The sequence below is a fragment of the Pseudomonas sp. TCU-HL1 genome, from assembly GCF_001708505.1.
Taxonomy (GTDB): Bacteria; Pseudomonadota; Gammaproteobacteria; order Pseudomonadales; family Pseudomonadaceae; genus Metapseudomonas.
The window spans coordinates 2,241,779-2,264,420 of the sequence record NZ_CP015992.1; the positions used below are offsets into that span (position 1 = coordinate 2,241,779).

Here is a 22,642-nt window from a genome sequence, read left to right on the forward strand (position 1 = left end):
TTTTCGGTCTAACCCCCGTGGTTTCGGGGCTGGCCAGAGAAATGATGTCGTTGTGCTATTCCATTTGGCGCACGAATCAAAGACTTTTTCATTCCGACGAAGGGCCGTTCTGCGACCTTACGTCACACATTTTCTTACCGCACAGAGCCTGTCCTGTGCCGCTGATCGCCTCTGAAGGCCCTGGATTCCCCCATGTCGGACCTCTACGAACTTTTCCTCACTTGCCCGAAGAGCCTCGAAGGCCTGCTGGCCGAAGAAGCTGCGCGGCTCGGCCTGCAGGAGGTACGCGAGCAGGTGGCTGCAGTGCGCGGCCAGGGCGACCTGGAAACCGCCTACCGCCTCTGCCTCTGGTCCCGCCTGGCCAACCGCGTGCTGCTGGTACTCAAGCGCTTTCCGGTGCAGAACGCCGAGGACCTCTACCAGGGCGTGCTGGCGGTGGACTGGCATGACCACCTGATACCCAGCGGCAGCCTGGCGGTGGAGTTCAGCGGTCATGGCTCGGGCATCGACAACACCCACTTCGGCGCTCTCAAGGTCAAGGATGCGGTGGTGGACAAACTGCGTGGCGCCGATGGCGTGCGTCCTTCGATCGACAAGGTCAACCCCGACCTGCGCATCCATCTGCGCCTGGAGAAGGGGGAGGCCATCCTGTCCCTCGACCTCGCCGGCCACAGCCTGCACCAGCGCGGATACCGCCTGCAGCAGGGCGCGGCGCCACTGAAGGAAAACCTGGCCGCCGCGATCCTGATTCGTTCCGGTTGGCCACGTATCGCCGCTGAAGGTGGCGCGTTGGCAGACCCCATGTGCGGTGTCGGTACCTTCCTGGTGGAAGCGGCGATGATGGCAGCCGACATCGCCCCCAATCTCAAGCGCGAGCGCTGGGGATTCTCCAACTGGCTGGGCCATGTGCCGGCCTTGTGGAAGAAACTGCACGAAGAGGCTCGTCTGCGTGCGGAGGCCGGGCTGGCCAAGCCGCCGCTGTGGATTCGCGGCTACGAGGCCGATCCGCGCCTGATCCAGCCGGGCCGCAATAACATCGAACGTGCCGGGCTGAGTGACTGGGTGAAAATCTACCAGGGCGAGTTGGCCACGTTCGAGCCGCGTCCCGACCAGAACCAGAAAGGGCTGGTCGTCAGCAACCCGCCCTATGGCGAGCGCCTGGGCGACGAAGCCAGCCTGCTCTACCTCTACCAGAACCTCGGTGAGCGCCTGCGTCAATCCTGCCTGGGCTGGGAGGCTGCGGTGTTCACTGGCGCGCCTGAGCTGGGCAAGCGCATGGGCATTCGCAGCCACAAGCAATACGCCTTCTGGAACGGCGCGCTGGCGTGCAAGCTGTTGCTCCTCAAGGTGCTGCCGGAGCAGTTCGTCACGGGTGGGCGACGGGCCGCCGAAGAAGGCGAATCCGCCACCCCGCGCAGCGAGCCGGCTCGCCTGAGCGAGGGCGGCCAGATGTTCGCCAACCGCTTGCAGAAGAACCTCAAGCAACTAGGCAAGTGGGCGCGCAAGGAGGGTATCCAGTGCTACCGCCTGTATGACGCCGATATGCCCGAGTACGCCCTGGCCGTCGATCTGTACGGCGACTGGGTGCATGTGCAGGAGTACGCACCGCCCCGTTCCATCGATCCGGAAAAGGCCCAGGCACGTCTGCTCGATGCCCTGGCGGCGATTCCGCAGGCGCTGGACGTCGATCCCGCCCACGTGGTGGTCAAGCGTCGTGAGCGCCAGAGCGGAACGCGCCAGTACGAGCGCCAGGGCAGCGCCGGGCGTTTCATGGAGGTCGGCGAGGGCGGTGTGAAGTTGCTGGTGAACCTCACCGATTACCTCGATACCGGGCTCTTCCTCGACCACCGGCCGATTCGCCTGCGCATCCAGCGCGAGGCCGCCGGCAAGCGTTTCCTCAACCTGTTCTGCTACACCGCCACTGCCAGTGTGCATGCGGCCAAGGGCGGCGCTCGCAGCACCACCAGCGTCGACCTGTCGAAGACCTACCTGGATTGGGCGCGGCGCAACCTTTCGCTGAATGGCTTCTCCGACAAGCACAAGCTGGAGCAGGGCGACGTGATGGCCTGGCTGGCGGATGATCGCGGCGAGTACGACCTGATCTTCATCGACCCGCCGACCTTCTCCAACTCCAAGCGCATGGAGGGGGTGTTCGACGTTCAGCGCGACCATGTCCAGTTGCTCGACCTGGCCATGGCACGTCTGGCGCCGGGCGGCGTGTTGTACTTCTCCAACAACTTCCGCAAGTTCCTGCTGGATGAAAGCCTGATGTCTCGCTACACGGTCAGTGAGATCAGCGCGGACACCCTGGACCCGGACTTCGCCCGTAACGCGAAGATCCACCGCGCCTGGCGCCTGGCCACCCGCTGAGGCTGCCGAGGCGCCCAGCCTCGCTGACCTGCACATCGGGCAGCTCCGGCTGTCCGATGTTTGTCGTGGGTGGTCGGCTGGTCGTCGCGGCTGCTAGGCAAAGTGCCACCATCTGACTATGTTGATGCTCACAGGGACGGTATTTCCACACCCAGATTCGAGAAGTGAGCATGCAGTCGCTTGCCAAGGAAAAACTGACCCTGTCGGCAATGCTGTCCGGCCGCCCGCTGGTGTGGCTGGTGTGCCTGCTGGCGATTGTCGGCGGCACCGGGCTGACCCTGTTGCTCAGCGAAACGGTGCGCCGGGCCGAACGGGTGCAGTTGCACGAGCGCTTCAGCCTGGCGGCCAGCGAACGCATCAGTCGTATTCAGGAGCGCCTGGACGGGCAGCTCAAAGAACTGGATGCCGTCCAGCGTTTCTTCCACAACTCTCATTACGTCAGCCTTGGCGAATTCCAGGGTTTCGTCGGCCCTCTGCTGGGTGACACCCTGGCCTACTCCTGGGTGCCGCGAGTGCCGGGCAGCGAGCGGGAGACGTTCGAGGCTCGTGCCCGTAGCGAAGGGATGACGGGCTTTGCCATCCGTGACCTGAAGGGCGACAGCCTGGTACCCAGCCCTGTGCGGGATGAGTACTTTCCGGTCTATTTCAGCGTGACCTCGCGGATCGACCAGGTGCCTCTGGGCATGGACTTGAATTCCAGCCCGGCGCGCCGCGCGACCATCGCCAAGTCCCGCAGGACCCACGCAGTCACCGTGTCCGAGCGGATTCGGGTAATTGGCGTCGCCGAGCACCAGGCCAGCGGCGTGCTGATCGTGGCGCCAGTCTACAAGCATGGCGTGCCCAACGATGCCGACCTGCTGGGTTTCGTGACCTCGGTATTCAGCCTGAACCTGGAAATGGAGGCGGCCATCGCGCCGCACAACCTTGCCAGCCTGGTGATGCGTGTCAGCGATGTCAGTGACGACGGCCACGAGCAACTGATCTATCAGAGTGCCGAGGCGCCACGCAGCGAGCTTCACCAGCGTCGCGTGGTGCCCTTCGGTGATCGTCGTTACGTGCTGGAAGTGGTGCCCAGCGAGGGCTTCCTCGCCGGGCCACCGCTTGCCACAGCCAATCTGGTGGCGATCAGCGGGCTGGCCTTCACCTTGCTGCTGGCGGGGTACCTGCTGCTGATGCTCAATCAGCGACAGAATGCGTTGGCGCTGGTCGCCGAGCGCACGCTGGAGCTGCGCGCGCGTGAGATCGAACTGCAGCTCAGCGAGGAGCGCTGGAGCTTTGCCCTCGACGGCGCCGGGCATGGCGTTTGGGATTGGGAGCCGCAGTCCGGTCGGGTGTTTCTGTCTCGGGGCTGGAAAACAATGCTCGGCTATGCCGAAGATGACGTGGGCAATAGCCTGGAGTCGCGCGGGCGCCTGATCCACCCGCAGGACCAGCCACTGGCCCGCGCCGAGCTCGAACGTCACCTGCGCGGCGCCAGTGCCGTGTACCAGAGCCAGCACCGCATGCTGCACCAGGATGGCCGCTGGGTATGGGTGCTGGACCGTGGCAAGGTGGTCGAGCGGGATGCCGATGGCTTGCCCCTGCGCATGATCGGTACCCAGACCGATATCAGCTCCAGCAAGGCGGTCGAATTGCAGCTGGCCATGGCTCACGGCCAGTTGCGCAGCCTGCTCAATGCGGCGACCCAGGTGGCGATCATCAGCACCGACCTGCGTGGCGCCATCCTGCAGTTCAATGTTGGGGCCGAGCGCATGTTCGGCTATCGCGCCCTGGAAATGATTGGTCGCCATCCCGTCGTACTGCACCTAGAAGACGAAGTCGCGGCGCGTTGCCGAGAGCTGGGGGGTTACCTCGGCAAACAGATTCCGGACTATCAGGCCTACGTGGAGGCGGTTACCGACGGCGATCGCTTCGATGAGCATGAGTGGACCTTCCAGCGCCGCGACGGCAGTCAGCTCACGGGCAGCCTGATCCTGACCGGCGTGCGCGACGAGCGTGATGCGCTGGTGGGCTACCTCGGGGTGGCGATCGACATCACCGAACGCAAGCACGTGCAGCAGGCGCTGGAGGCGCGCGATCGCCTGCTGGAGAAACTGAGCGCCCGTGTGCCGGGCGTGCTCTATCAGTTCCGCATGGCCCCGGACGGGCGGTTCAGCTTCCCCTATACCAGCGCTGGCACAGTCGAAGTCTTCGAAGTCGAGCCAGAGGCGGTGAGGGATGACGCCATGGGCCTGCTGGAGCGCATCCACCCGGATGATATGGAGCGGGTGCAGGGCTCGATTCGCCGTTCCGCCGAACTGCTTGCGCCCTGGCGCGAGGATTTCCGCGCGCTGCTGCCGCGCCAGGGATTGCGCTGGCTGCGCGGCGAGTCGGTTCCTGAACGAGGTGACGATGGCGCAGTGCTCTGGCACGGCTACATCAGCGACATCACCGGGCTGAAACTGGTAGAGCAGGAATTGCGTGCGCTGTCAGTCACCGACGCCCTTACTGGAGTCTACAACCGACGCTACTTCCAGGAGCGCCTGGACCTAGAAATCGCCCGCGCAGAGCGCCGTGAAGGTCCGCTGGCGCTGGTGATGCTGGACGTCGATCACTTCAAGCAGATCAATGACAGCCACGGCCATGAAGCCGGTGACCGGGTACTCAAGACGTTGTGCCTGCGCGTGGGCGAGCGCCTGCGACGCATCGATGTGCTCTGCCGGCTGGGTGGCGAAGAATTCGTGGTGCTTTGTCCGGATACCAATGTCGAGCAGGCGGCTCTGGTGGCCCAGGCACTCTGGCAGTCGCTGACGCGGGAGAACGTGGAGGGGGTCGGCCGGGTAACGGCCAGCTTCGGGTGCGCCGGCTGGCGCGACGGGGAGAGTGCCGATGACCTGCTGCGGCGAGTGGATGCCGCGGTTTACGCCGCCAAGCAGGCGGGACGCAACCAGATCCGTATCGCCGATTGAAACAGGGCGGCCACCCGCGCCGGTGTGGCCGCCCCTGACTCAGTTGGCTCCGGCGACGCTCTTCGGCTGGCGGTAGAGGTCTACCAGCACTTGGTCGAGGATTGCCGATGCGCCCCAGGGGCGCGAGTCATTGAGGATGGCTACAACGGCCCAGGTGTTGCCATTGCTGTCGCGGCTGAAGCCAGCGATGGCTCGCACCGTGTTCAGGGTTCCGGTCTTGATGTGGGCTTCGCCTTCCAGCGGCGTGCGGCGCAGGCGCTTGCGCATGGTGCCGTCCATCGCCACCAGCGGCAGCGAGGAGACGAACTCGGCAGCATAGGGGCTCTGCCAGGCGGCCTGGAGAATGGCGGCCATTTCCCGGGCGCTGACCCGTTCATGGCGCGACAGGCCGGAGCCGTTCTCCATCACCAGGTGCGGCGCGGTAATGCCTTTCTTCGCCAGCCAGTTGCGGATTACCCGCTGCGCGGCCTTGGCGTCGTCGCCATCGGCATCAGTGCGGTAACGCGCACCTATGCTGAGGAACAACTGCTGGGCCATGGTGTTGTTGCTGTACTTGTTGATGTCGCGGATGACTTCCACCAGGTCCGGCGAGAAGGACCGCGCCAGCAGCTTGGCGTCCTTGGGGACGTCGCCCAGGCGATCCTTGCCGTTGATGGTGCCGCCCAGCTCCTTCCAGAATGCGCGCACCGCACCGGCGGCGTAGCCCGGATGGTCGAGCAGGGACATGTAGGTCTGGGCGCTGCAGCCTTCAGGCAGTTTGCCGCTGGCGATCAGCGTCGTGCCGTCGTACTGGGTCACCGGGTTGTAGCGCACATCGGGCCAAGACGGGCACTTGCCGGCCTTGGTCACCTGCACCTTGTTGTCGATGCGGATGCTCTCGATCGGTGGCTCCATGGCCAGGTTGACCTTGCCACCTTCGGCGCGGGCGATCAGGCGCACGGCCTTGAGGTTGACCAGCAGCGAGTCGGGGCCGACCAGGAAGGGTTTGTTGTCGTCGCCGCCGTCATCGTTGAAGGCGGGCAGTTGCGGATGGATAAAGTAGCTGCGGTCCAGCACTAGGTCGCCGGTGACCTGGCGCACGCCGTTGGCGCGCAGGTCGCGCATCATCAGCCAGAGTTTCTCCATGTTCAGCTTGGGATCGCCGCCGCCCTTGAGGTAGAGGTTGCCGTTGAGTACGCCGTTCTTCAGGACGCCATCGGAGTAGAACTCGGTCTTCCACTGGTAGGTTGGGCCCAGCAGTTCCAGGGCGGCGTAGGTGGTGATCAGCTTCATGGTGGATGCCGGATTCACCGAAAGGTCGGCGTTGACCAGCGTCTGGGAGCCCGGGCCGGTGAGCGGCAGCGTCACCAGGGACAGCGAGTTGGGGGAAATCTTGTTGGCAGTCAGCGCCTTTTGCACCTTGGCGGGCAGGCTGGTGTTGACCTGTGCCGCATGCAACGGTAGGGCGTAGGGCAGGATCAGGGCAGTGAGTGCGAGGGTACGGATCGACTTGAACATTAACGATTGCCCTCCTGGCGAGGGCGGGTAACGAATACGGATGACATGGCAGGTGTTCCCATGACGGTTCGGGAAATCGGCGCATTATGCCGTAACCCTGTACTGGCTGCGCGAGTTCGCCGCTCATTTCGTCTGGCTGCGGCAGCGCAAGGCACGCCTTTGCGGGCAAGTTGCGCCGGAAGCTGCTAGAGTGCCGCCCGTCATTTATTCCGAGGAACTGCCTGATGGCTACCAACCGCTCCCGCCGCCTGCGCAAGAAGCTTTGCGTCGATGAATTCCAGGAACTGGGCTTCGAGCTCACCTTCACCTACAAGGAGGGTCTGGATCTGGACGCGGTTTCGGCGTTCTTCGAGCGCTTCATCGTGGAAGCGATCGAGAACAACGGCCTGGGCTTCATCGGCGCCGCAGATTACGGTTTCGCTTGCCTCGGCAAGCGCGGCTCGGTAACCGCCGAGCAGCGCACCCAGGCCGAAGCCTGGCTGCAACAGGGCCACGCCGAGCTGGCCAACTTCACCGTCAGCCCGCTGCTGGACGTGTGGTACCCGGAGAATCCCGTCAACGCGTGATGGGCTTCGGCATGAAGAAGGGCGCCAGTTCAGGCGCCCTTTTTTGTGCCTGGCTGTTTCGCAAGGTGGCTCCGCGCCGCTTCTGTGGAGCGAATTCATTCGCGAAAGGACTGCAACGCAGTCCCCTGCAGCCAACAGGGCAGGCCTTCGACCTGCTTCGCGATTGAAATCGCTCCTTCTACAATTTCTTCTCGCATTTCGGGCCAAGCCCCCAATCAGGCCAGCCTCGCCTTCGCCAGCAAGGCCGCTTCGTCCACCTCGTCGATCTGCTCCGGTTTCAGGAAACGTTGGGCGTAGTCCTTGTAGACACCCGAGCGGATGAAGAGGCTGAACAGGTCGGGATCGATATGGGCGCCTCGGCACATGCCGGTCATGATTCCCAGGGCCTCGGAGAGCGTCTTGCCCTTCTTGTAGGGTCGGTCCACCGCAGTCAGCGCTTCGAAGATGTCGGCGATGGCCATCATCCGGGCCGGCAGGCTCATTTCCTCACGCGTGAGTCGTTTCGGATAGCCAGTGCCGTCCATTTTCTCATGGTGCCCGCCAGCGATTTCCGCCACGTTTGCCAGGTGCTCGGGGAAGGGCAGGTGGTTGAGCATCAGGATGGTCTGCACGATGTGGTGGTTGATGATGTAGCGTTCTTCGTCGGTCAGGGTTCCCCGGCTGACAGAGAGGTTGTGCAACTCGCCGCGGTTGAATTTGTGTTCGGGCACCTGGAGCTTGAAGCCCCAGGGATTGTCTGGCGCTATCAGTTCGCTGGCGGGGCGTTCCACGATGTGTTCGGGACGATCGGCTAGCAAGCGCTCCTCCACCGGCAGGCTCGGCGCGGGCGACCGGGCAAGGCGCTGGGCCTCTTCCCAGGAAACCCCTAGGCGGTTGTCCAGGGTTCGGGTCCAGGTGCGCTGGGCGATCCGCGTCAGGCGTTCCTGGTCAGCTTCGGCCATGGCCTCACCACCCAGGTTGCAGCGGGCGACGAAGGCGAAGTCGTCATCGAGAGCATGAAGCTCGGCGTCCCGCAGACGTGCCTGTTCGGCCTCGTCCCCGCCTTGGGCCAGCGCCTGCCAGTAGCGTACCCAGGCGTCGCGCTTGAGGACCTCGAAGCGGGTGCGGATTTCGTGGATGCGATCGTTCAGGGTTTCCAGCTTGGTGGCCTTGTCTACCACGTATTCGGGGGTGGTGACCTTGCCGCAGTCATGCAGCCACGCCGCAATGTGCAGGGCTTCCCATTCCTCATCCGTGGGGTCGAATCCGCGGAATGGCGTCTCCTGGCTGTCCGCGGCGGCCCGGGCGAGCATCAGGGTGATCTCCGGAACGCGCTGGCAATGGCCGCCGGTGTAGGGGCTCTTGGCATCGATGGCGCCGGCCATCAATTGGATGACGGCATCGAGCAACTGCTTCTGTTTCTCCAGCAGCCGCTGGCTTTCGATGCACAGCGCGGCGACGCCGGATACGGCTTCGACGTACGCGATGCGCTCCGGCTTGAGAATGGCCGGACGTGCTTCCTTGCCCGTATCCCGGTGCAGCAGGACCAGCACGCCAATGGTGGTGCCCTGGCGGTTGTGCAGCCCGGTGCTGACCAGGTGAATCCGGGGGCTTTCCAGCGTCTGCAGGAGGTCGCGGTAGGCGCCGGCCTGGTCAAAGCCGAACGAACACACCTGGCTGGGGCCGCCGTGGGCGGGGAGGTCGAGCCAGCGCGGCATGGCCGGGTTCTCCAGGCTGAATCCCCGGATGCCATGTGCGTCCAGGTCCTCCTCACGATGGTTGAGGAACAGTCCATGGGGTTCCAGGCGACCTTTCTGGCTGTCGATCAGATAGAGGAGGCCGCCTGAGGATTCGCTGATGCCGATGGTCTCGGCCAGTACACGGCGCAGCAGGTTGTCGAAGCGGTTTTCCGCCGAGAGGCTGGACGCGATCTCGAGGAAGCTGGCGATGGTGTCTTTCATCCGGGCCATTGCCACGGCCAATTGGTCCACTTCCAGAACCGGCGAGTGGCCCATGGCGGGCAGCTTGAAGTTGAAGCTGCGGATGGCTTCGGCCTGGGTCACCAGCGCCCGGAGCGGCTTGACCAGTATGCGTGACATCAGGATGCCCAGCGGGATGCATAGCAACAGGATGGCCAGCGTCAACATCGCGCTCTGCCAGCGAATGCGGTAAGCGTCATCCAGCAGTTCGTCCTCGGGGGCCAGGATGGCCAGTTGCAGGCCCAGGGGGCCGCCTTCCTTCAGGTGCTGGCGGGCCACGACCCAGCGGCGCTGATCGATCTCCAGCCCGGTGCGCAGATCGTCCTGGCCCGGGAGGGCGGAGAGCGCGGCCAGCGGCGCGCTGAAGTCCTTCACCTGGCCCAGCTTGGGGGCTCCGTTGATCCGCTTGATCAGCTTGCTGGTGTCGGGGTAGGCCACGGCATGGCCATCCGGCTGGTAGAGCACCACTTCAGTGGAGGGCGTGACACGGTGGCTGGCGAGCGTGGCCGACAGGTCGTTCAGGGTCAGGTCGGCACCGATCACCGCATCGCTCCCGCTCGGGCTGGCCACGGTGGTGCCGACCGCACCGCTGGAGAAAAATACGTAGGGCGCGGTGGTGATCGCCCCGTCCTGTTCCAGCGCCCGGTAGTACCAGGGGCGGCCGCGAGGGTCATAGCGTTCGTTCAGTTCCTGACGTCGAGCAACCTCATTGAGCTGGTCATCGAAGAAGTAGCTCATCGAGTACGCGCCTGACTGATTATCGCGTTCGATGCTCCAAACCTGGTAGGCCGCATTCGGCGGGGAGTCGAATGCCTTCTTCAGCATCTCGCTACGCAGGGGGCGAACCATGAAGAAGTCGCCGTCGTCGTAACCCAGGTAGAGCGACGCCAGCTTGGGATTGTCCTTCAGGGCCTGGGCCAGGGGTTGGAGCAGGGTATCCAGGCGGTCGACGCTGTCCTGGTTCTGGTCGGTGCCGTTGAGGGCCAGCAGGTTCAGCAGGTGGTAGATGGGTTCGTAGGTGTGGCGCAGGTCGGTCTCCACCTCTTCGCTGATCCGGCCAAAAAGCTCGTCGCTGCTGGACAGGATGATCTGGCTGGTCTGGTGGTAATTGAAGAGGCCGAGGACCACGCCACTGATCAGCAAAAGCAGCATGAACAGTGCACTGATATGGACGTGCAGCGGGAAGCGACGTTCAGCGAACCTTTGCGGCATTGCAGCAGCTCCTGTGGCCCCTCTCCCTGAGGGCTACAGGAGAATAGATGAGGCTTTTGCCGTTCGTCGTGCAAATTGCCATGAGCGCGTCGGAAAGGAGGAGGTGGGCTCGGTTTTCGGGGCAATCCAAGGGGGGATTTTTACATCCGCTACGGCCGAACCGAACGTTTGACTCTGTAGAAATCGACCGTTGCCTGTAGGAGGGAGCCCAAGGTGTGGTAAGGCGCGTCCTGAATCGGGTAACCGGTCCCAGTGGGGGGTCGACACTGCAAATGCCTTCTCTATCGTGGCTACCACTAAACGCGCCAAGGGAGCGACGCCATGAGCAAGTTGGTCAACCTAGATGACTTTATCGAGGAGGGGAGTGAGTCGGCTTACAAGGTGATGATCGTCGACGATCACCCGGTGATTCGCCTTGCCGTGCGACTGCTGCTGGGGCGCGAGGGTTACTCGATCGTGGCGGAGACGGACAATGGTGTGGATGCCATCGCCCTGGCGCGCGAACACCAGCCGGACATGGTGATTCTCGACATCGGTATTCCCAAGCTCGGCGGCCTGGATGTCATCGCACGCCTGCACGCGCTGGACCTGCCACTGCGCGTGTTGGTGCTGACCGGTCAGAATCCCAATCACTACGCCACACGCTGCATGCAGGCCGGGGCCGCAGGCTTCGTCTGCAAGGAAGGTGATCTCGCCGAAGTCACGTCGGCGGTTCGGGCGGTGCTCTCCGGGTACAGCTATTTCCCGAGCGACGTGATCAAGTCCGGCAAGCGCCAGGTTGGCCTGCCTGACGAAACCGAACTGATCGAACGCCTCTCCGACCGTGAACTGGTGGTGCTCAAGTTCCTGGCCAACGGCTACAGCAACAAGGACATCGCCGAAGAGATGTTCATCAGCAACAAGACCGTCAGCACCTACAAGACTCGCCTGCTGCTCAAGCTCAATGCCCGTTCCCTGATCGAACTGGTGGAGTTTGCCAATCGCAACGCTCTGGCCTGACTCTCCCCATGCGACTTTTCCTCGTGCTGATCGGGCTCGTGCTCGGGGGATCGTTGCTGCCTTCGATCTGCCTGGGTGAAGACAATCTCTCCCTGGAGTTGTTGGGGCGTTCCCAGTCACGGGGCATGGTGGTGCCGATGGAGGCGGGAGACCAACGCTGGCTGCGTGAAAAGCGCGTTTTGCGGATTGGCACCAGCGAGCCCGATTTCCCGCCCTTCGACATCACTGCCAGTGGCCAGGACTACGAAGGGGTGACTGCTGATTTCCTGCGGCTGATCACCCAGGCGGTCGGGGTCGAAGCCCAGGTGCTGCGTTTTCCGAACCGCGAGGCGGCGCGCAATGCGCTGCGCAGCGGGAAGATCGATCTCCTGGGCAACAGCATGGAGAACGACGCCGCCAGCCCCGGCCTGATCCAGACCATCGCCTACCTGCAGCATCAGCCGGTGATGGTGACGCGCATCGACGACCGCCGGGCCGCCTCGGGCAGTCTCGATGGGCTACGTCTTGCCTATTCCTCTGAAGGTCCGAGCCAGGAGTTGCTTCGCCAGCTTTACCCCAATGCACGTCTCATCCGGCACAGCTCGGTGCGCAGCGCCCTGCAATCGGTGGCGTTCGACCAGAGCGACGTCTTCATTGGCGACGTCATCGCCGCCAACTACCTCATCCGGCAGGGCTACCTCATCAACCTGCGCATGACCAACTTCGCCGGGTTCGACGGCGTGGGCGTTTGTTTCTCCGTGGCCGAAGGCAATCATCGCCTGCAGCGTATTCTCGACAGTGCGATTGCTGCAATCCCGGATGCCGAGCGTGTCGGGATCATGAAGCGTTGGGGGGGGGGGGTTGGCATCTTCCTGGACAACCTGCGCCCCCAGCTCACCCGGCGTGAGAGGCGCTGGCTGGAGCGGCATGGCCCCGCCCGATTGGTGGTCGATGAAACCTTCGAGCCGCTTACCTTTTTCAATCGCCAGGGCCGCTTCCGCGGCATCGTATCCGATCTGCTGGAGCTGATTCGGCAAAGGACGGGGCTGGAGTTCGAGATCAGCGCCAGGTCCTCGGCCAGGGACATGCTCGCCGACCTGGGCAGTGGGCGGGTCGATATGGCTGCCACGCTGTTCTCCACACCTGAGCGAAACCAGCACCTCAGCTTTACACGGCCCTACTTCAGCACGAGCAGCGTGTTGGTGGTGCGTGCTTCCGATTCCAGCCTGCAAGGGTTGGACGAACTCGATGGGCGTACGCTGGCTGTTCCTGCCGGTCACTCGTTGCTCCCGTACATCCGCAAGCACTACCCCAACGTGGTGGTGCAAGAAGTCGAGACCGGCATCCAGGGGCTTTCCAGCGTGGCGGAAGGGAAGATCGACGCCGCCCTGCATGCCATGGCCTCGTCCACTTTCCTGATCAGCCGGTATTACCCGGGGCAGCTCCGTATCGCCGACACCGTCGGCCGGGACCCGGGCCGTTTCGCCTTCGCCGTTTCGCGCGACCAGCCCGAGCTGCAGAGCATCCTCGAGAAGGCGTTGCTGTCGATTTCCCCGGACGATCTGGGCAACATCATCAACCGCTGGTACACCAAGGACGAAGAGGCCGAGAGCAGTTGGGTCGAATACCGGGCGCGGCTCTATCAGGTGGGGTTCGTATTCCTGCTGGTGGCAATGGTATTCGCGGCGTGGGCGCTGCATTTGCGTCGTCAGGTCCGCCGGCGCGAGCAGGAGGAGCGTCGCCTCAATGATCAACTGGCCTTCAAGCGCTCCCTGATCGACGGTATCCCGTTTCCGTTGTCCGTCCGCGACCTGGAGGGGCGCACCATCACCTGCAATCGCAGCTTCGTCGAGGCCGTCGGGGTTCCTCGAACGGCGCTGATCGGCAAGCGCCTGACCGAAGTCCAAGACCTGCAAAGCGACGCACTGGATGAGCTGGAGGACCTGAGCCTGCGAGCCCTTCAGCAGGGCGAGGCGCTGTTCCGCGATCAGCGTCTGCACTTGCGTGATCGCACCCTGGAAGTTTCTTACTGGGCTATTCCCTATTCCGGAGGGCAGCAGGCCATTCGCGGGCTGATCTGTTGCTGGCTAGACATCACCGAGCGCAACCGGCTCATGGGCGAACTGCGCCAGGCCAAGGAGCAGGCCGAATCCGCCAACGTGGCGAAGAGCCGCTTTCTGGCCACCATGAGCCATGAAATCCGCACCCCGCTGAACGCGATCAGCGGCATGCTTGAGTTGGCCCTGAAGCGCGAGCGGCTGGATCGTGAGGCGATCCAGGTCGCGCGCGAGTCGGCGGATTCCCTGCTGGCGTTGATCGGTGACATCCTCGACATCGCCAAGATCGAGTCCGGGCGCATGGTGCTTGAACCCCATCGCGCTTCACCCCGGGCACTGACCGAGTCGGTGGTGCGGGTGTTCGACGGCCTGGCGCGGCAAAAGGGACTGAGGCTAAGCCTTAACCTTGACCTTTCCGTTCGCGACGACGTGATGGTCGATCCGTCCTGCTTCAAGCAGATTCTTTCCAACCTGATCAGCAACGCCATCAAGTTCACCGATAACGGCGAGGTGCGTGTGAGCTTGCAGGCCCATCGTGCGGGTGAAGAGCAGGTGCAACTGGCTGTCGTCGTTGAAGACAGTGGTATCGGCATTGCGAAGGAGGACCAGCAGCGGCTGTTCCAGCCCTTCACCCAGGTGGCGGGCAGCATGGGGGGCGGGCGTGGCGGCACCGGTCTGGGGCTGAGTATCTGTCGGCGCCTGGTGGATATGATGGGCGGGCAGCTGGAGCTGCATAGCGAGCCCGGCGAGGGCACGCGAGTCGCTGTGAGCCTGCGCCTCCCGAGGTTGGAGCCCTTGCCGCAGGTGGTCGAAACACCAGGGGAGGTGGATTTGCCGCCGGGGGCGTTTCGTATACTTGTGGTGGACGATCATCCGGTCAATCGAATGATGCTCGTTCAGCAACTGGAACTCCTCAGGCAAACCGCCGTATCCGCTGAAAATGGCGAAGAAGCCCTGTGCGCGTGGAGCGGATCGGTCTTCGATCTGGTCATCACCGATTGCAACATGCCGGTGATGGATGGCTATGAGCTGGCTCAACGCATTCGCAGCAAGGAACGGGAACTGGGTGCGAGGCCCGGCCTGATCATCGGCCTTACGGCGAATGCTCAGCCGGAAGAACTGGCGCGTTGTCGCGAGGCGGGTATGAACGACTGCCTGTTCAAGCCCATTGGCCTGGATGGATTGCAGGCTTACCTGCAGCGTCTGTTGCCTTCGCGCGGTGCGCCTGAAGCAGGTGCAAGCGATGCGCTCCAGATCCGCGTCAATCTCGGCCTGCTGGAGCGCACCACGGGCGGCTCACCTGAGCTGGCCCAGCTGTTGCTGAGGGAGCTTCACCGGGCCAACGGGGGCGATGCGCGCGAGATGGATCGCTTGCTGCAGGCCGGGTGTTGGGGCGAGCTGGAGCAGTTGGTGCATAAGGTCAAAGGCGCCGTCGAGCTCATTGATGCCCAACCCTTGCTGGCCCACTGCATCGCCTATGGCGAGGCCTTTCACAGTGGTGCAGGGGAGCCGGAGCTGGGTTTTCTGGCTGCTGCAGTGTGTGGCAGCCTGGAAGCCCTGCAGGCGGAGTTGGCCCAGCATCTGCGGCGGTGAACCTGCCCGCTCATTCACCTTGGCGTACTTCTTCCATTCTTGGCGTCGGGCTGCCCCAACGCAGTCGGGCACGATGGGCCAGGTACGCTACCAGCAGCGCTAGTCCCGTACCCAGCAGCGAGTTGTAAAGGCGCAATTCTGGCAGATGCCAGTCGCGGGACAGGCTCTCGGCCAGCAGTACGAAGCACACGGTGGTCTGTACCACGAAGAGCCCATAATGCTGGGCAATGAATGCGCGGCTGAGCACGATCAGCGGCAACATGCAGGCCACCAGCAGCGCCGGGTTCTGCAACCAAACCCCAATTCCGATCAGAATCAGCGCGCCCACCAGGCTGCCCAGGCATCGTTGAATGCCGCGCTGCAGGCTACCGTCGAGGTCCATTTGAATGGTGGTCAGCACGGTCAGCGTCAGCCAGTAACCGCGAGGCAGGCCCGACAAGTTGACGGCCAGGCCGGCGAGGGCACCGGCCAGGCAGCAGGCCAGGGCATGGATGACCCAGAGCCGTTGGGATATGCGCCGAGCAAGTCGGCGCGCCACCTTGGACAGGTTGGCCGGGCGAGGCAGCAGTGGCCAAAGGCGCAGCCCGTGCAAGGCCCGCAGGGCAAAGGCCAGCAGCATCACCCAGAGCCCGCCAATGGCGAACAGCGCGCCGACCGCCATCCCATTGTTCAGGCTGCCCAGCCCCGCCTGACCCTGGCCGAGGCAGAGGCAGACCGCGAGTCCGGCCCCCAACTTGCCCAGTTCGGTCCCGAAACGTTGCAGGGCTGCCAGCAAAAGGCCCATGAGGGCGAAGCTGGCCAGACTCAGCAGCGGGTGGCTGGCGACCCAGAATCCCACCCCGGCACATACCGCTCCAAGCCCGGTGAGCAAGGCCATGCGTAGCATGCCAAGGCGGTGCAACGGGTTGGCCAGGGCGGCCTGAAAGGCGCCGGTGGCGGCCCAAAGAAATCCGGTGTGGCTGGTGAACAGGCCCAGGACCAACGGCAGCCCGCAGCCCAGGCCCGCCATCAGGGCGGGGCCCCAGGCGGGTGGGCCCGTGTGCCAGTGCAAGCTTTGTCTGAACAGGTTACGCATCAAGGCGACTCCTGAGGGCCTGATATCAGGTCGGACTGGAGCGGCCGGTCATTTCGCGGGCCATCTCGGTAGCGTAGCTGTCGGTCATTCCCGCGATGAAGTCGATTACCCGGATGAATGCCCGATAAAGCGGCCACGCGGGATCGGGTGCATTGTGGCCCAGCAGGTCGAGGATGCGCCGGTGCTTGAAGGATGGCGTACGTCCGCCATGTTGCTCCAAGGCAGCGCCACAGAAGGCGTTCAGGAGAATCTCCAGCGTGGTGTAGGCGCCGATTTCGTGAAGCGTCTTGCGTTTGTCCTGGAGGATTTTCTCGCGGGCGATGGCCTTGGCCTTGAGCACGCAGCGCTTGGCCGCACCGTGCATGTGCTCCACCAGGTCGCCTTGCAGGGTGCCGGCCAGCAGCGCGTCCTGTTGTTCGACGAAGGCGCGGGCAGCGGCGTTGGTGAGGTGCTCGATGGCTTTGCCTCGCAGGATGGCCAGCTTGCGCCGGCGAGAGTCCTTCGGGCCGAGCTGGCGGTAGGTTTCCGGCAGGTCGTCGCCGACCAGCCCGAGCAGCAGCGCCTCGACTTCTTCGTACTCCAGCAGCTCCATTTCCAGGCCGTCTTCCAGATCGATCAGGCCGTAGCAGATGTCGTCGGCGGCCTCCATCAGGTAGACCAGCGGGTGGCGCGCCCAGCGGTGTTCGCCGATGCGTGGCAGCTCCAGCTTGGTGGCGATCTGCTCGAGCAAGGGCAGCTCGCTCTGGTAGCTGCCGAACTTATGCTTCTTGTAGCCCAGGGCTTCGGCGTGGTGCGACGTCCAGGGGTACTTCAGATAGGTGCCGAGGGTGGCATAGGTCAGGCGCATGCCACCGTCGAACTGGTGGTACTCCAGCTGCGTGAGTACTCGCAGCCCCTGGGCATTGCCTTCGAAACTGAGGAAGTCGGCTCGCTCGGCGTCGCTCATGGCGTCCAGCCAACCCCGTGCGGCGGCCTGCTCGAACCAGTGGCGGATGGCGTCCTCGCCCGAGTGACCAAAGGGTGGGTTGCCGATGTCGTGGGCCAGGCAGGCTGACTGGACGATGACGCCGAGGTCCGAGGGGGCGCACCAGTCCGGCAGCGTATCGCGCAGGGTCTCGCCGACGCGCATGCCCAGGGATCGCCCCACACAGCTCACTTCCAGGGAGTGGGTCAGGCGTGTGTGGATATGGTCGTTGCTCGACACCGGGTGCACCTGGGTCTTGCGCCCCAGGCGGCGGAACGCGCCGGAGAAGATGATGCGATCGTGGTCTTTGTGGAAGGGGCTACGGCCGAGCTCGTTGGTGCTGTGCACCGGTTTGCCGAGGCGTTCGCGGGTGAGCAGGGTCTGCCAGTCCAAGGCCTGTCCTCGCCGTTCAGTGGCTGAAGGCCCTACTCTAACCCAACCCATCGCCCACGGCTCAGCTCTTGGGTTCTGCACGAAAATTCGCCGAGCGTGGGCAGTTCCCGGATGGAACCTAATCCATTGCCAGGCAAGCGGCGTCGATATCTACCAACAGCAGTCTGCGGCCGTTGTCGATGAATTGCCCGGCGGTAAGGCAGTACTGGTTGGTGGTGGCGTCACGGTAGGTCGTGGACAGGGTCAGGCGGCGCTCTTCCCAGCCTTCGGCCAGCAGTTGATAGAAGTAAGGGCGCCAGGACCAGTTGTGGCCGCGGTAGCTCGGGTCTTCCTGCCAGGCGCCCGCGCGCCACTGCAGGTTGGGGGTGATCTGGGTGCCGTTGCGGTCGCACTGGTAGATGCGCAGCAGCCAGGGGTAATTCTCCGGGTTGGAAAGGCTGGACGCAGGCGCGCCGCTTTCGGCCCAGATGCGCAGGCGGGACATCAATTGGTTGAGGTTGCGGCGCAGGGTCATCAACTGCGCACGCTCGGCCAGCTTGCTCTGCACATAGCGGTCGCGGAGCTGGGCGAAGTGATGGACAAAGGCATCGGTTTCGAAGAACTCCAGGCTTGGCGCAGCGAACAGATAACCCTGCACATAGCGCGCGCCGCACTCCAGTGCGAAGTCCAGTTCGGCTTCGGTTTCAACGCCCTCGGCGATGATCCAGCAGCCGGTTTTCTCGGCCATTTGTGCAAGGGCCTTAACCACTTCGCCACTGGGGCCGCCCCGGGCCGCGGCCTGGAACAGGCGCATGTCGAGCTTGAGGATATCGGGCTGCAGGGCCAGTACCCTGTCCAGCTGGGAGTAGCCGGCGCCGAAGTCGTCGATGGCGATCCGGGCTCCGGCTTCGCGATAGCGGGCCACTACATCCGCCAGGCGCTGGCTGGCACCGCCGAGCTCAGTGATCTCGAAGACGATGCGTTCGGCGGGCACGCCGAAGCGTTGCAGTTGCTTGAGGCTGGGCAGGGTCTGGCCGGGGCGCAGGCGGCTGATCCAGCGGGGAGAAATGTTCAGGCTGAGGAACCACTCTGCTGGTGCGTCGTGCAGGCGTAGCAGCGCGTCTTCGCGCAACTGCCTGTCGAGCCGGCGCAACGCTGAAGGGGACACTTTGGAGTCGATGAACAAGGGGCCGACCGATCGCAGGCTGCCATCCGTCTGGCGCAATCGCCCCAGGGCCTCGACGCCGGCGATCAGCCCTGTAGCGGTATCGATGAAGGGCTGGAAGCAGGCGAGCGGTTGCCCATCGATCACGTTGACTCCTTAGTGGAAGGCCATGGGAGCGCAGAGCGCAGAAGAATGCCCATGCCTGGTGCGACGGGCCGCTCACCTGTAGCAAGAATGTGGCCAGTTGCCTTCCCGGCAGTGAATCAGCCTGGCCCGTCCCGTGGCGAAGGCTTCAGCAATGCCTGCAGCAAGGGAAGCAGTGCGCTGCCCAGTCGCAGGCCGCGCCTGAGGCTGCCTTTGCGGGCAGCCAGGAATCCCAGGACCGCAATCGTGGCAATGCCCCAAAGTGGGGCGTGGGAGATGTCCAGTTGACGCGTGAAGTCCCGGGCCTGGCGAACGGGTTGGGTCAGCAGCAGGGATTCGTGGCGCGTTTCAGGCTGTCGCGGATCTGCAGGCGCAACTCGTCGGCCTGGTCTCCGGCAAGGTTTGTGGTGTGCTGCAGGAGTTTTTCGGTGTCACTGACCAGGGCCTGGAAGTCAGCCAGCAAATCGTCCTGGGCGCGGTTGGTGGTCTTACGGGGCATGGTGGAACTCCTTGTAGGACTCAAGCCGTAAGAGTTGGTGCCTTCTCCCAAGGTTCACTCAGAATTTCCATCTGATCGCTGGTACAGCGCTTGCATCGGGGTGGTGCGCGGTTTGGTCGAACTGCGCCGGATCGGGGCGCCCTGGACGGTGCTGCCGGTTTGGCGAAGTTAGCTCAACCCTATGAAAAACAAAGAGAAAGTATTTTCGAGACACGCCTTGCACCTGCCGGCATGCACCAAATGGGGATTTCGATCCGACCCGGCACGGTGCGGCATGGCTTCAGGATGGTGCGTGCCGGGCCTGCCTTGAACTGCTTTGGTGCTATTTCCTCGCTGCCGGAGTTGCCTTCGCCAATGGAAAACCTCAACAGTGCCGTGGAAACCCTGATCCACGGCTCCAATACCCTGTTCATCCTGATGGGCGCCGTGATGGTGCTAGCCATGCACGCGGGCTTTGCCTTCCTCGAAGTCGGTACCGTGCGGCAGAAGAACCAGGTCAACGCGTTGTCGAAGATCCTCTCCGACTTCGCCATCTCGACCCTGGCCTATTTCTTCATCGGCTACTGGGTCGCCTACGGTGTGAACTTCCTCGAGCCGGCTAGCGTATTGGCTGCCGACCATGGCTATGCCCTGGTGAAGTTCTTCTTCCTTCTGACATTCGCGGCGGCCATCCCGGCCATCATTTCCGGCGGTATTGCCGAACGCGCCAGGTTCTGTCCGCAGCTGTGCGCCACGCTACTGATCGTTGCTTTCGTCTACCCGTTCTTCGAGGGTTTGATCTGGAACGGCAATTTCGGTTTGCAGGGATGGCTGAAGAACAGTTTCGGCGCCAGCTTCCATGACTTCGCCGGTTCGGTGGTGGTGCATGCGGTGGGCGGCTGGCTGGCCTTCGGTGCCGTAGTGCTGCTGGGGCATCGCAATGGCCGTTATCGCGAAGGCCGCCTTGTGGCGTTCGCACCTTCGAACATCCCGTTCCTGGCGTTGGGCTCATGGATCCTGATCGTCGGCTGGTTCGGCTTCAACGTGATGAGTGCGCAGACCTTGCAGGGGGTCAGCGGCTTGGTGGCCGTGAACTCGCTGATGGCGATGGTCGGTGGCACGGTTGCCGCGCTGCTGGTCGGTCGCAATGACCCGGGTTTCCTGCACAACGGCCCGCTCGCGGGTCTGGTGGCGATTTGCGCCGGTTCCGACCTGATGCACCCTGTGGGTGCCCTGGTCACCGGTGCGTTCGCTGGCGGCCTGTTCGTCTGGGCGTTCACCGCGACTCAGGTGAAGTGGAAGATCGACGACGTGCTGGGGGTTTGGCCATTGCATGGTCTGTGTGGCGTCTGGGGCGGCATCGCTTGCGGCATCTTCGGCCAGGAGGCTCTGGGTGGCCTTGGCGGCGTCAGCTTCGTCAGCCAGTTGATCGGCACCGGTCTGGGTGTTCTGGTCGCGCTGGTGGGCGGATTCGTGGTCTACGGACTGCTCAAGGCCACGGTGGGAATCCGCCTGAGCCAGGAGGAGGAGTACTACGGCGCCGACTTGTCGATCCACAAGATCGGTGCCACCTCGCAGGATTAGCAGCGATCTTGCAGGGCCGAGGTAGTTGTGGGGTGGATAGCGCTCTTCTATCCACCAGCGGTGCCTGGTTCGGCCGCAAATGGTGGACATGAAAAGCAATGTCCACCCGACGGAGGAAACCCTCCGTAGCAGGATGAAGGCCCTGTAGGAGCGAGCTCTGCTCGCGAAGTAGCTGGTTCGCGAGCAGAGCTCGCTCCTACGAGGGATACCTGCCACGGATAAACAACCTTTTGAAGCTGCAAAACAAAAACGCCGCCGTCCTGCTGAAGGACAAGCGGCGTTTTTTTCATATGTGAACAGCATTACGCCGATTGGCGGGCTTTTTTATTGGAGCAATGTCACCAGAGCGGCATCACGTAACTGAGGATCAGGCGATTCTCGTCGATGTCGCTGCCAAAGTTGGTGGAGCGCACGGTTGCGTTGCGCCATTTGATGCCGAAGTTCTTCAGCGCGCCTTCTTGGAACACGTAGGCGATGTCCATGTTGCGTTCCCATTCCTTGCCGTCTTCGCGGCCCGCGCCCAGGTCGATGTTGTCACCGGACAGGTAGCGGGTCATGAAGGTCAGGCCGGGGATGCCGATGCTGGCGAAGTTGTAGTCGTAGCGGGCCTGCCAGGATTTCTCGTCCTTGTTGGCGAAGTCGCCAATCTGCACGTAGTTGACCAGGAAGGGGTCGGTACCGTTGATGTAGGCGAAGCCGGTGTCGCCGCTCATGCTCTGGTAGCCGAGGCCGAAAGCGTGGCCGCCGAGGGCATAGGTGAACATGGCACCAAAGGCCTTGTTGTCGACGTTGCTGGAGCCTTCGTCGGTGGAGCGGGCGTAGCGCAGGTCGCTCTTCAGCGATTGTTTGTCGCCCAGTGGCAGCACATGCAGCACGCTGAAGTAGTGCTGCTTGTAGAAATCGTCCAGCTCGCCGTAGTGGTAGCCGGTGGAGAGGCTGTCGTTCCACTTGTAGGTGGCGCCGCCGAAGTTGAATTCATCACTGGTGGTGCCGCCGCGGACGGTGATGGCGCGGGCGGCACCTTTGGTGATGGTCATGTCCTCGTAATCGGAGGAATCGCGTTGGTTGACTTGCTTGAGCTGGCCCGCGTCGAAGGTCAGGCCGTCGAGCTCCATGGAATTCAGGTGACCGCCCTGGAAGGTCTGCGGCAGCAGGCGCGAGTCGTTGTACTGGACGACCGGCAGCTTGGGCAACAGGGTGCCGACCTTGAGCACGCTCTTGGAGGCGCGCAGCTTGGCGGTCACGCCGACTTCGCCGTAGTCGTCCTGGGCGCGAAGGCTTTCACGGTCGCGCTTGAGCAGGCCGGTACCGCTGCGGTCCGGGCTGGAGTCGAGCTTGACGCCCAGCAGGCCGATGGCATCGACGCCCACGCCGACGGTGCCTTCGGTGTAGCCGGATTCGTAGCGCAGGAGGAAACCCTGGGCCCATTCCTCGGCCTTGGCCTGGGCGGCGTTGTCCTGGCGGAAGTCGCGGTTGAAGTAGAAGTTGCGGAGCTCCAGGCTGGCCTTGCTGTCCTTGATGAACTCGGCCTGGGCCACGCCCGGCAGGGTGATACTGGCGCCAAGTGCGGCCAAGGCCACGGCTCGCGCAAGCGAGGTCTTGCTCATTGTTATTGTCTCCTCGTTGGGTTGCAGGTCGGTCGGGTCGTCCTGTTACAACGATTTGACTAAATCATTTCGTT

Annotated in this window: 12 protein-coding genes and 1 pseudogene; 6 read left to right on the plus strand and 7 right to left on the minus strand. The window is 63.5% G+C overall.

Going from position 1 to position 22,642, the window contains the following annotated elements:
* The first annotated feature begins 192 nt into the window (after positions 1–192).
* On the plus strand, positions 193–2,370 hold the full coding sequence (gene rlmKL / locus THL1_RS10355) for a bifunctional 23S rRNA (guanine(2069)-N(7))-methyltransferase RlmK/23S rRNA (guanine(2445)-N(2))-methyltransferase RlmL (protein WP_069083185.1): 2,178 nt from the start codon (positions 193–195) through the stop codon (positions 2,368–2,370).
* A 170-nt stretch (positions 2,371–2,540) separates the two neighbouring features.
* On the plus strand, positions 2,541–5,318 hold the full coding sequence (locus THL1_RS10360; protein WP_069083186.1) for a sensor domain-containing diguanylate cyclase: 2,778 nt from the start codon (positions 2,541–2,543) through the stop codon (positions 5,316–5,318).
* Positions 5,319–5,357: 39 nt separating this feature from the next.
* Here THL1_RS10360 and dacB read toward each other — a convergent pair whose 3' ends face one another.
* A complete protein-coding gene (dacB, locus tag THL1_RS10365; RefSeq protein ID WP_069083187.1) occupies positions 5,358–6,815 on the minus strand; it encodes a D-alanyl-D-alanine carboxypeptidase/D-alanyl-D-alanine endopeptidase in 1,458 nt (485 codons plus the stop codon).
* 224 nt (positions 6,816–7,039) lie between these two features.
* On the opposite strand from dacB, the gene THL1_RS10370 reads away from it, so the two are divergent.
* Positions 7,040–7,381 (plus strand): YggL family protein, encoded by a 342-nt coding sequence (locus THL1_RS10370; protein WP_069083188.1) that lies wholly within the window; start codon positions 7,040–7,042, stop codon positions 7,379–7,381.
* A gap of 215 nt (positions 7,382–7,596) precedes the next feature.
* Here THL1_RS10370 and THL1_RS10375 read toward each other — a convergent pair whose 3' ends face one another.
* Entirely contained in the window at positions 7,597–10,551 is a 2,955-nt protein-coding gene (locus tag THL1_RS10375) for an HD domain-containing phosphohydrolase (protein ID WP_069083189.1), read from the minus strand.
* A gap of 321 nt (positions 10,552–10,872) precedes the next feature.
* On the opposite strand from THL1_RS10375, the gene THL1_RS10380 reads away from it, so the two are divergent.
* Together THL1_RS10380 and THL1_RS10385 are read left to right on the plus strand one after the other, a co-directional pair.
* A complete protein-coding gene (locus THL1_RS10380; RefSeq protein ID WP_069083190.1) occupies positions 10,873–11,550 on the plus strand; it encodes a response regulator transcription factor in 678 nt (225 codons plus the stop codon).
* Positions 11,551–11,558: 8 nt separating this feature from the next.
* The gene (locus THL1_RS10385) at positions 11,559–15,179 is read left to right on the plus strand and encodes a transporter substrate-binding domain-containing protein (protein WP_069083191.1); all 3,621 of its coding nucleotides are present in this window, start codon (positions 11,559–11,561) and stop codon (positions 15,177–15,179) included.
* Positions 15,180–15,189: 10 nt separating this feature from the next.
* Here THL1_RS10385 and THL1_RS10390 read toward each other — a convergent pair whose 3' ends face one another.
* The 4 genes and pseudogenes from THL1_RS10390 to THL1_RS29570 all read right to left on the minus strand — a co-directional run.
* The gene (locus tag THL1_RS10390) at positions 15,190–16,254 is read right to left on the minus strand and encodes an FUSC family protein (protein WP_069083192.1); all 1,065 of its coding nucleotides are present in this window, start codon (positions 16,252–16,254) and stop codon (positions 15,190–15,192) included.
* Positions 16,255–16,279: 25 nt separating this feature from the next.
* The gene (locus tag THL1_RS10395) at positions 16,280–17,611 is read right to left on the minus strand and encodes a deoxyguanosinetriphosphate triphosphohydrolase (RefSeq protein WP_069083193.1); all 1,332 of its coding nucleotides are present in this window, start codon (positions 17,609–17,611) and stop codon (positions 16,280–16,282) included.
* Between the two features lie 118 nt (positions 17,612–17,729).
* The gene (locus THL1_RS10400; protein WP_069083194.1) at positions 17,730–18,902 is read right to left on the minus strand and encodes an EAL domain-containing protein; all 1,173 of its coding nucleotides are present in this window, start codon (positions 18,900–18,902) and stop codon (positions 17,730–17,732) included.
* Between the two features lie 337 nt (positions 18,903–19,239).
* A pseudogene (locus THL1_RS29570) lies at positions 19,240–19,398 on the minus strand (DUF883 family protein); the annotation flags it as partial.
* 354 nt (positions 19,399–19,752) lie between these two features.
* On the opposite strand from THL1_RS29570, the gene THL1_RS10405 reads away from it, so the two are divergent.
* The gene (locus tag THL1_RS10405; protein WP_069083195.1) at positions 19,753–20,961 is read left to right on the plus strand and encodes an ammonium transporter; all 1,209 of its coding nucleotides are present in this window, start codon (positions 19,753–19,755) and stop codon (positions 20,959–20,961) included.
* A 338-nt stretch (positions 20,962–21,299) separates the two neighbouring features.
* On the opposite strand, the gene THL1_RS10410 is transcribed toward THL1_RS10405, so the two are convergent.
* Positions 21,300–22,568: an OprD family porin gene (locus THL1_RS10410; RefSeq protein WP_069083196.1), complete on the minus strand. Its 1,269-nt coding sequence runs from the start codon at positions 22,566–22,568 to the stop codon at positions 21,300–21,302.
* Positions 22,569–22,642: the final 74 nt, after the last annotated feature.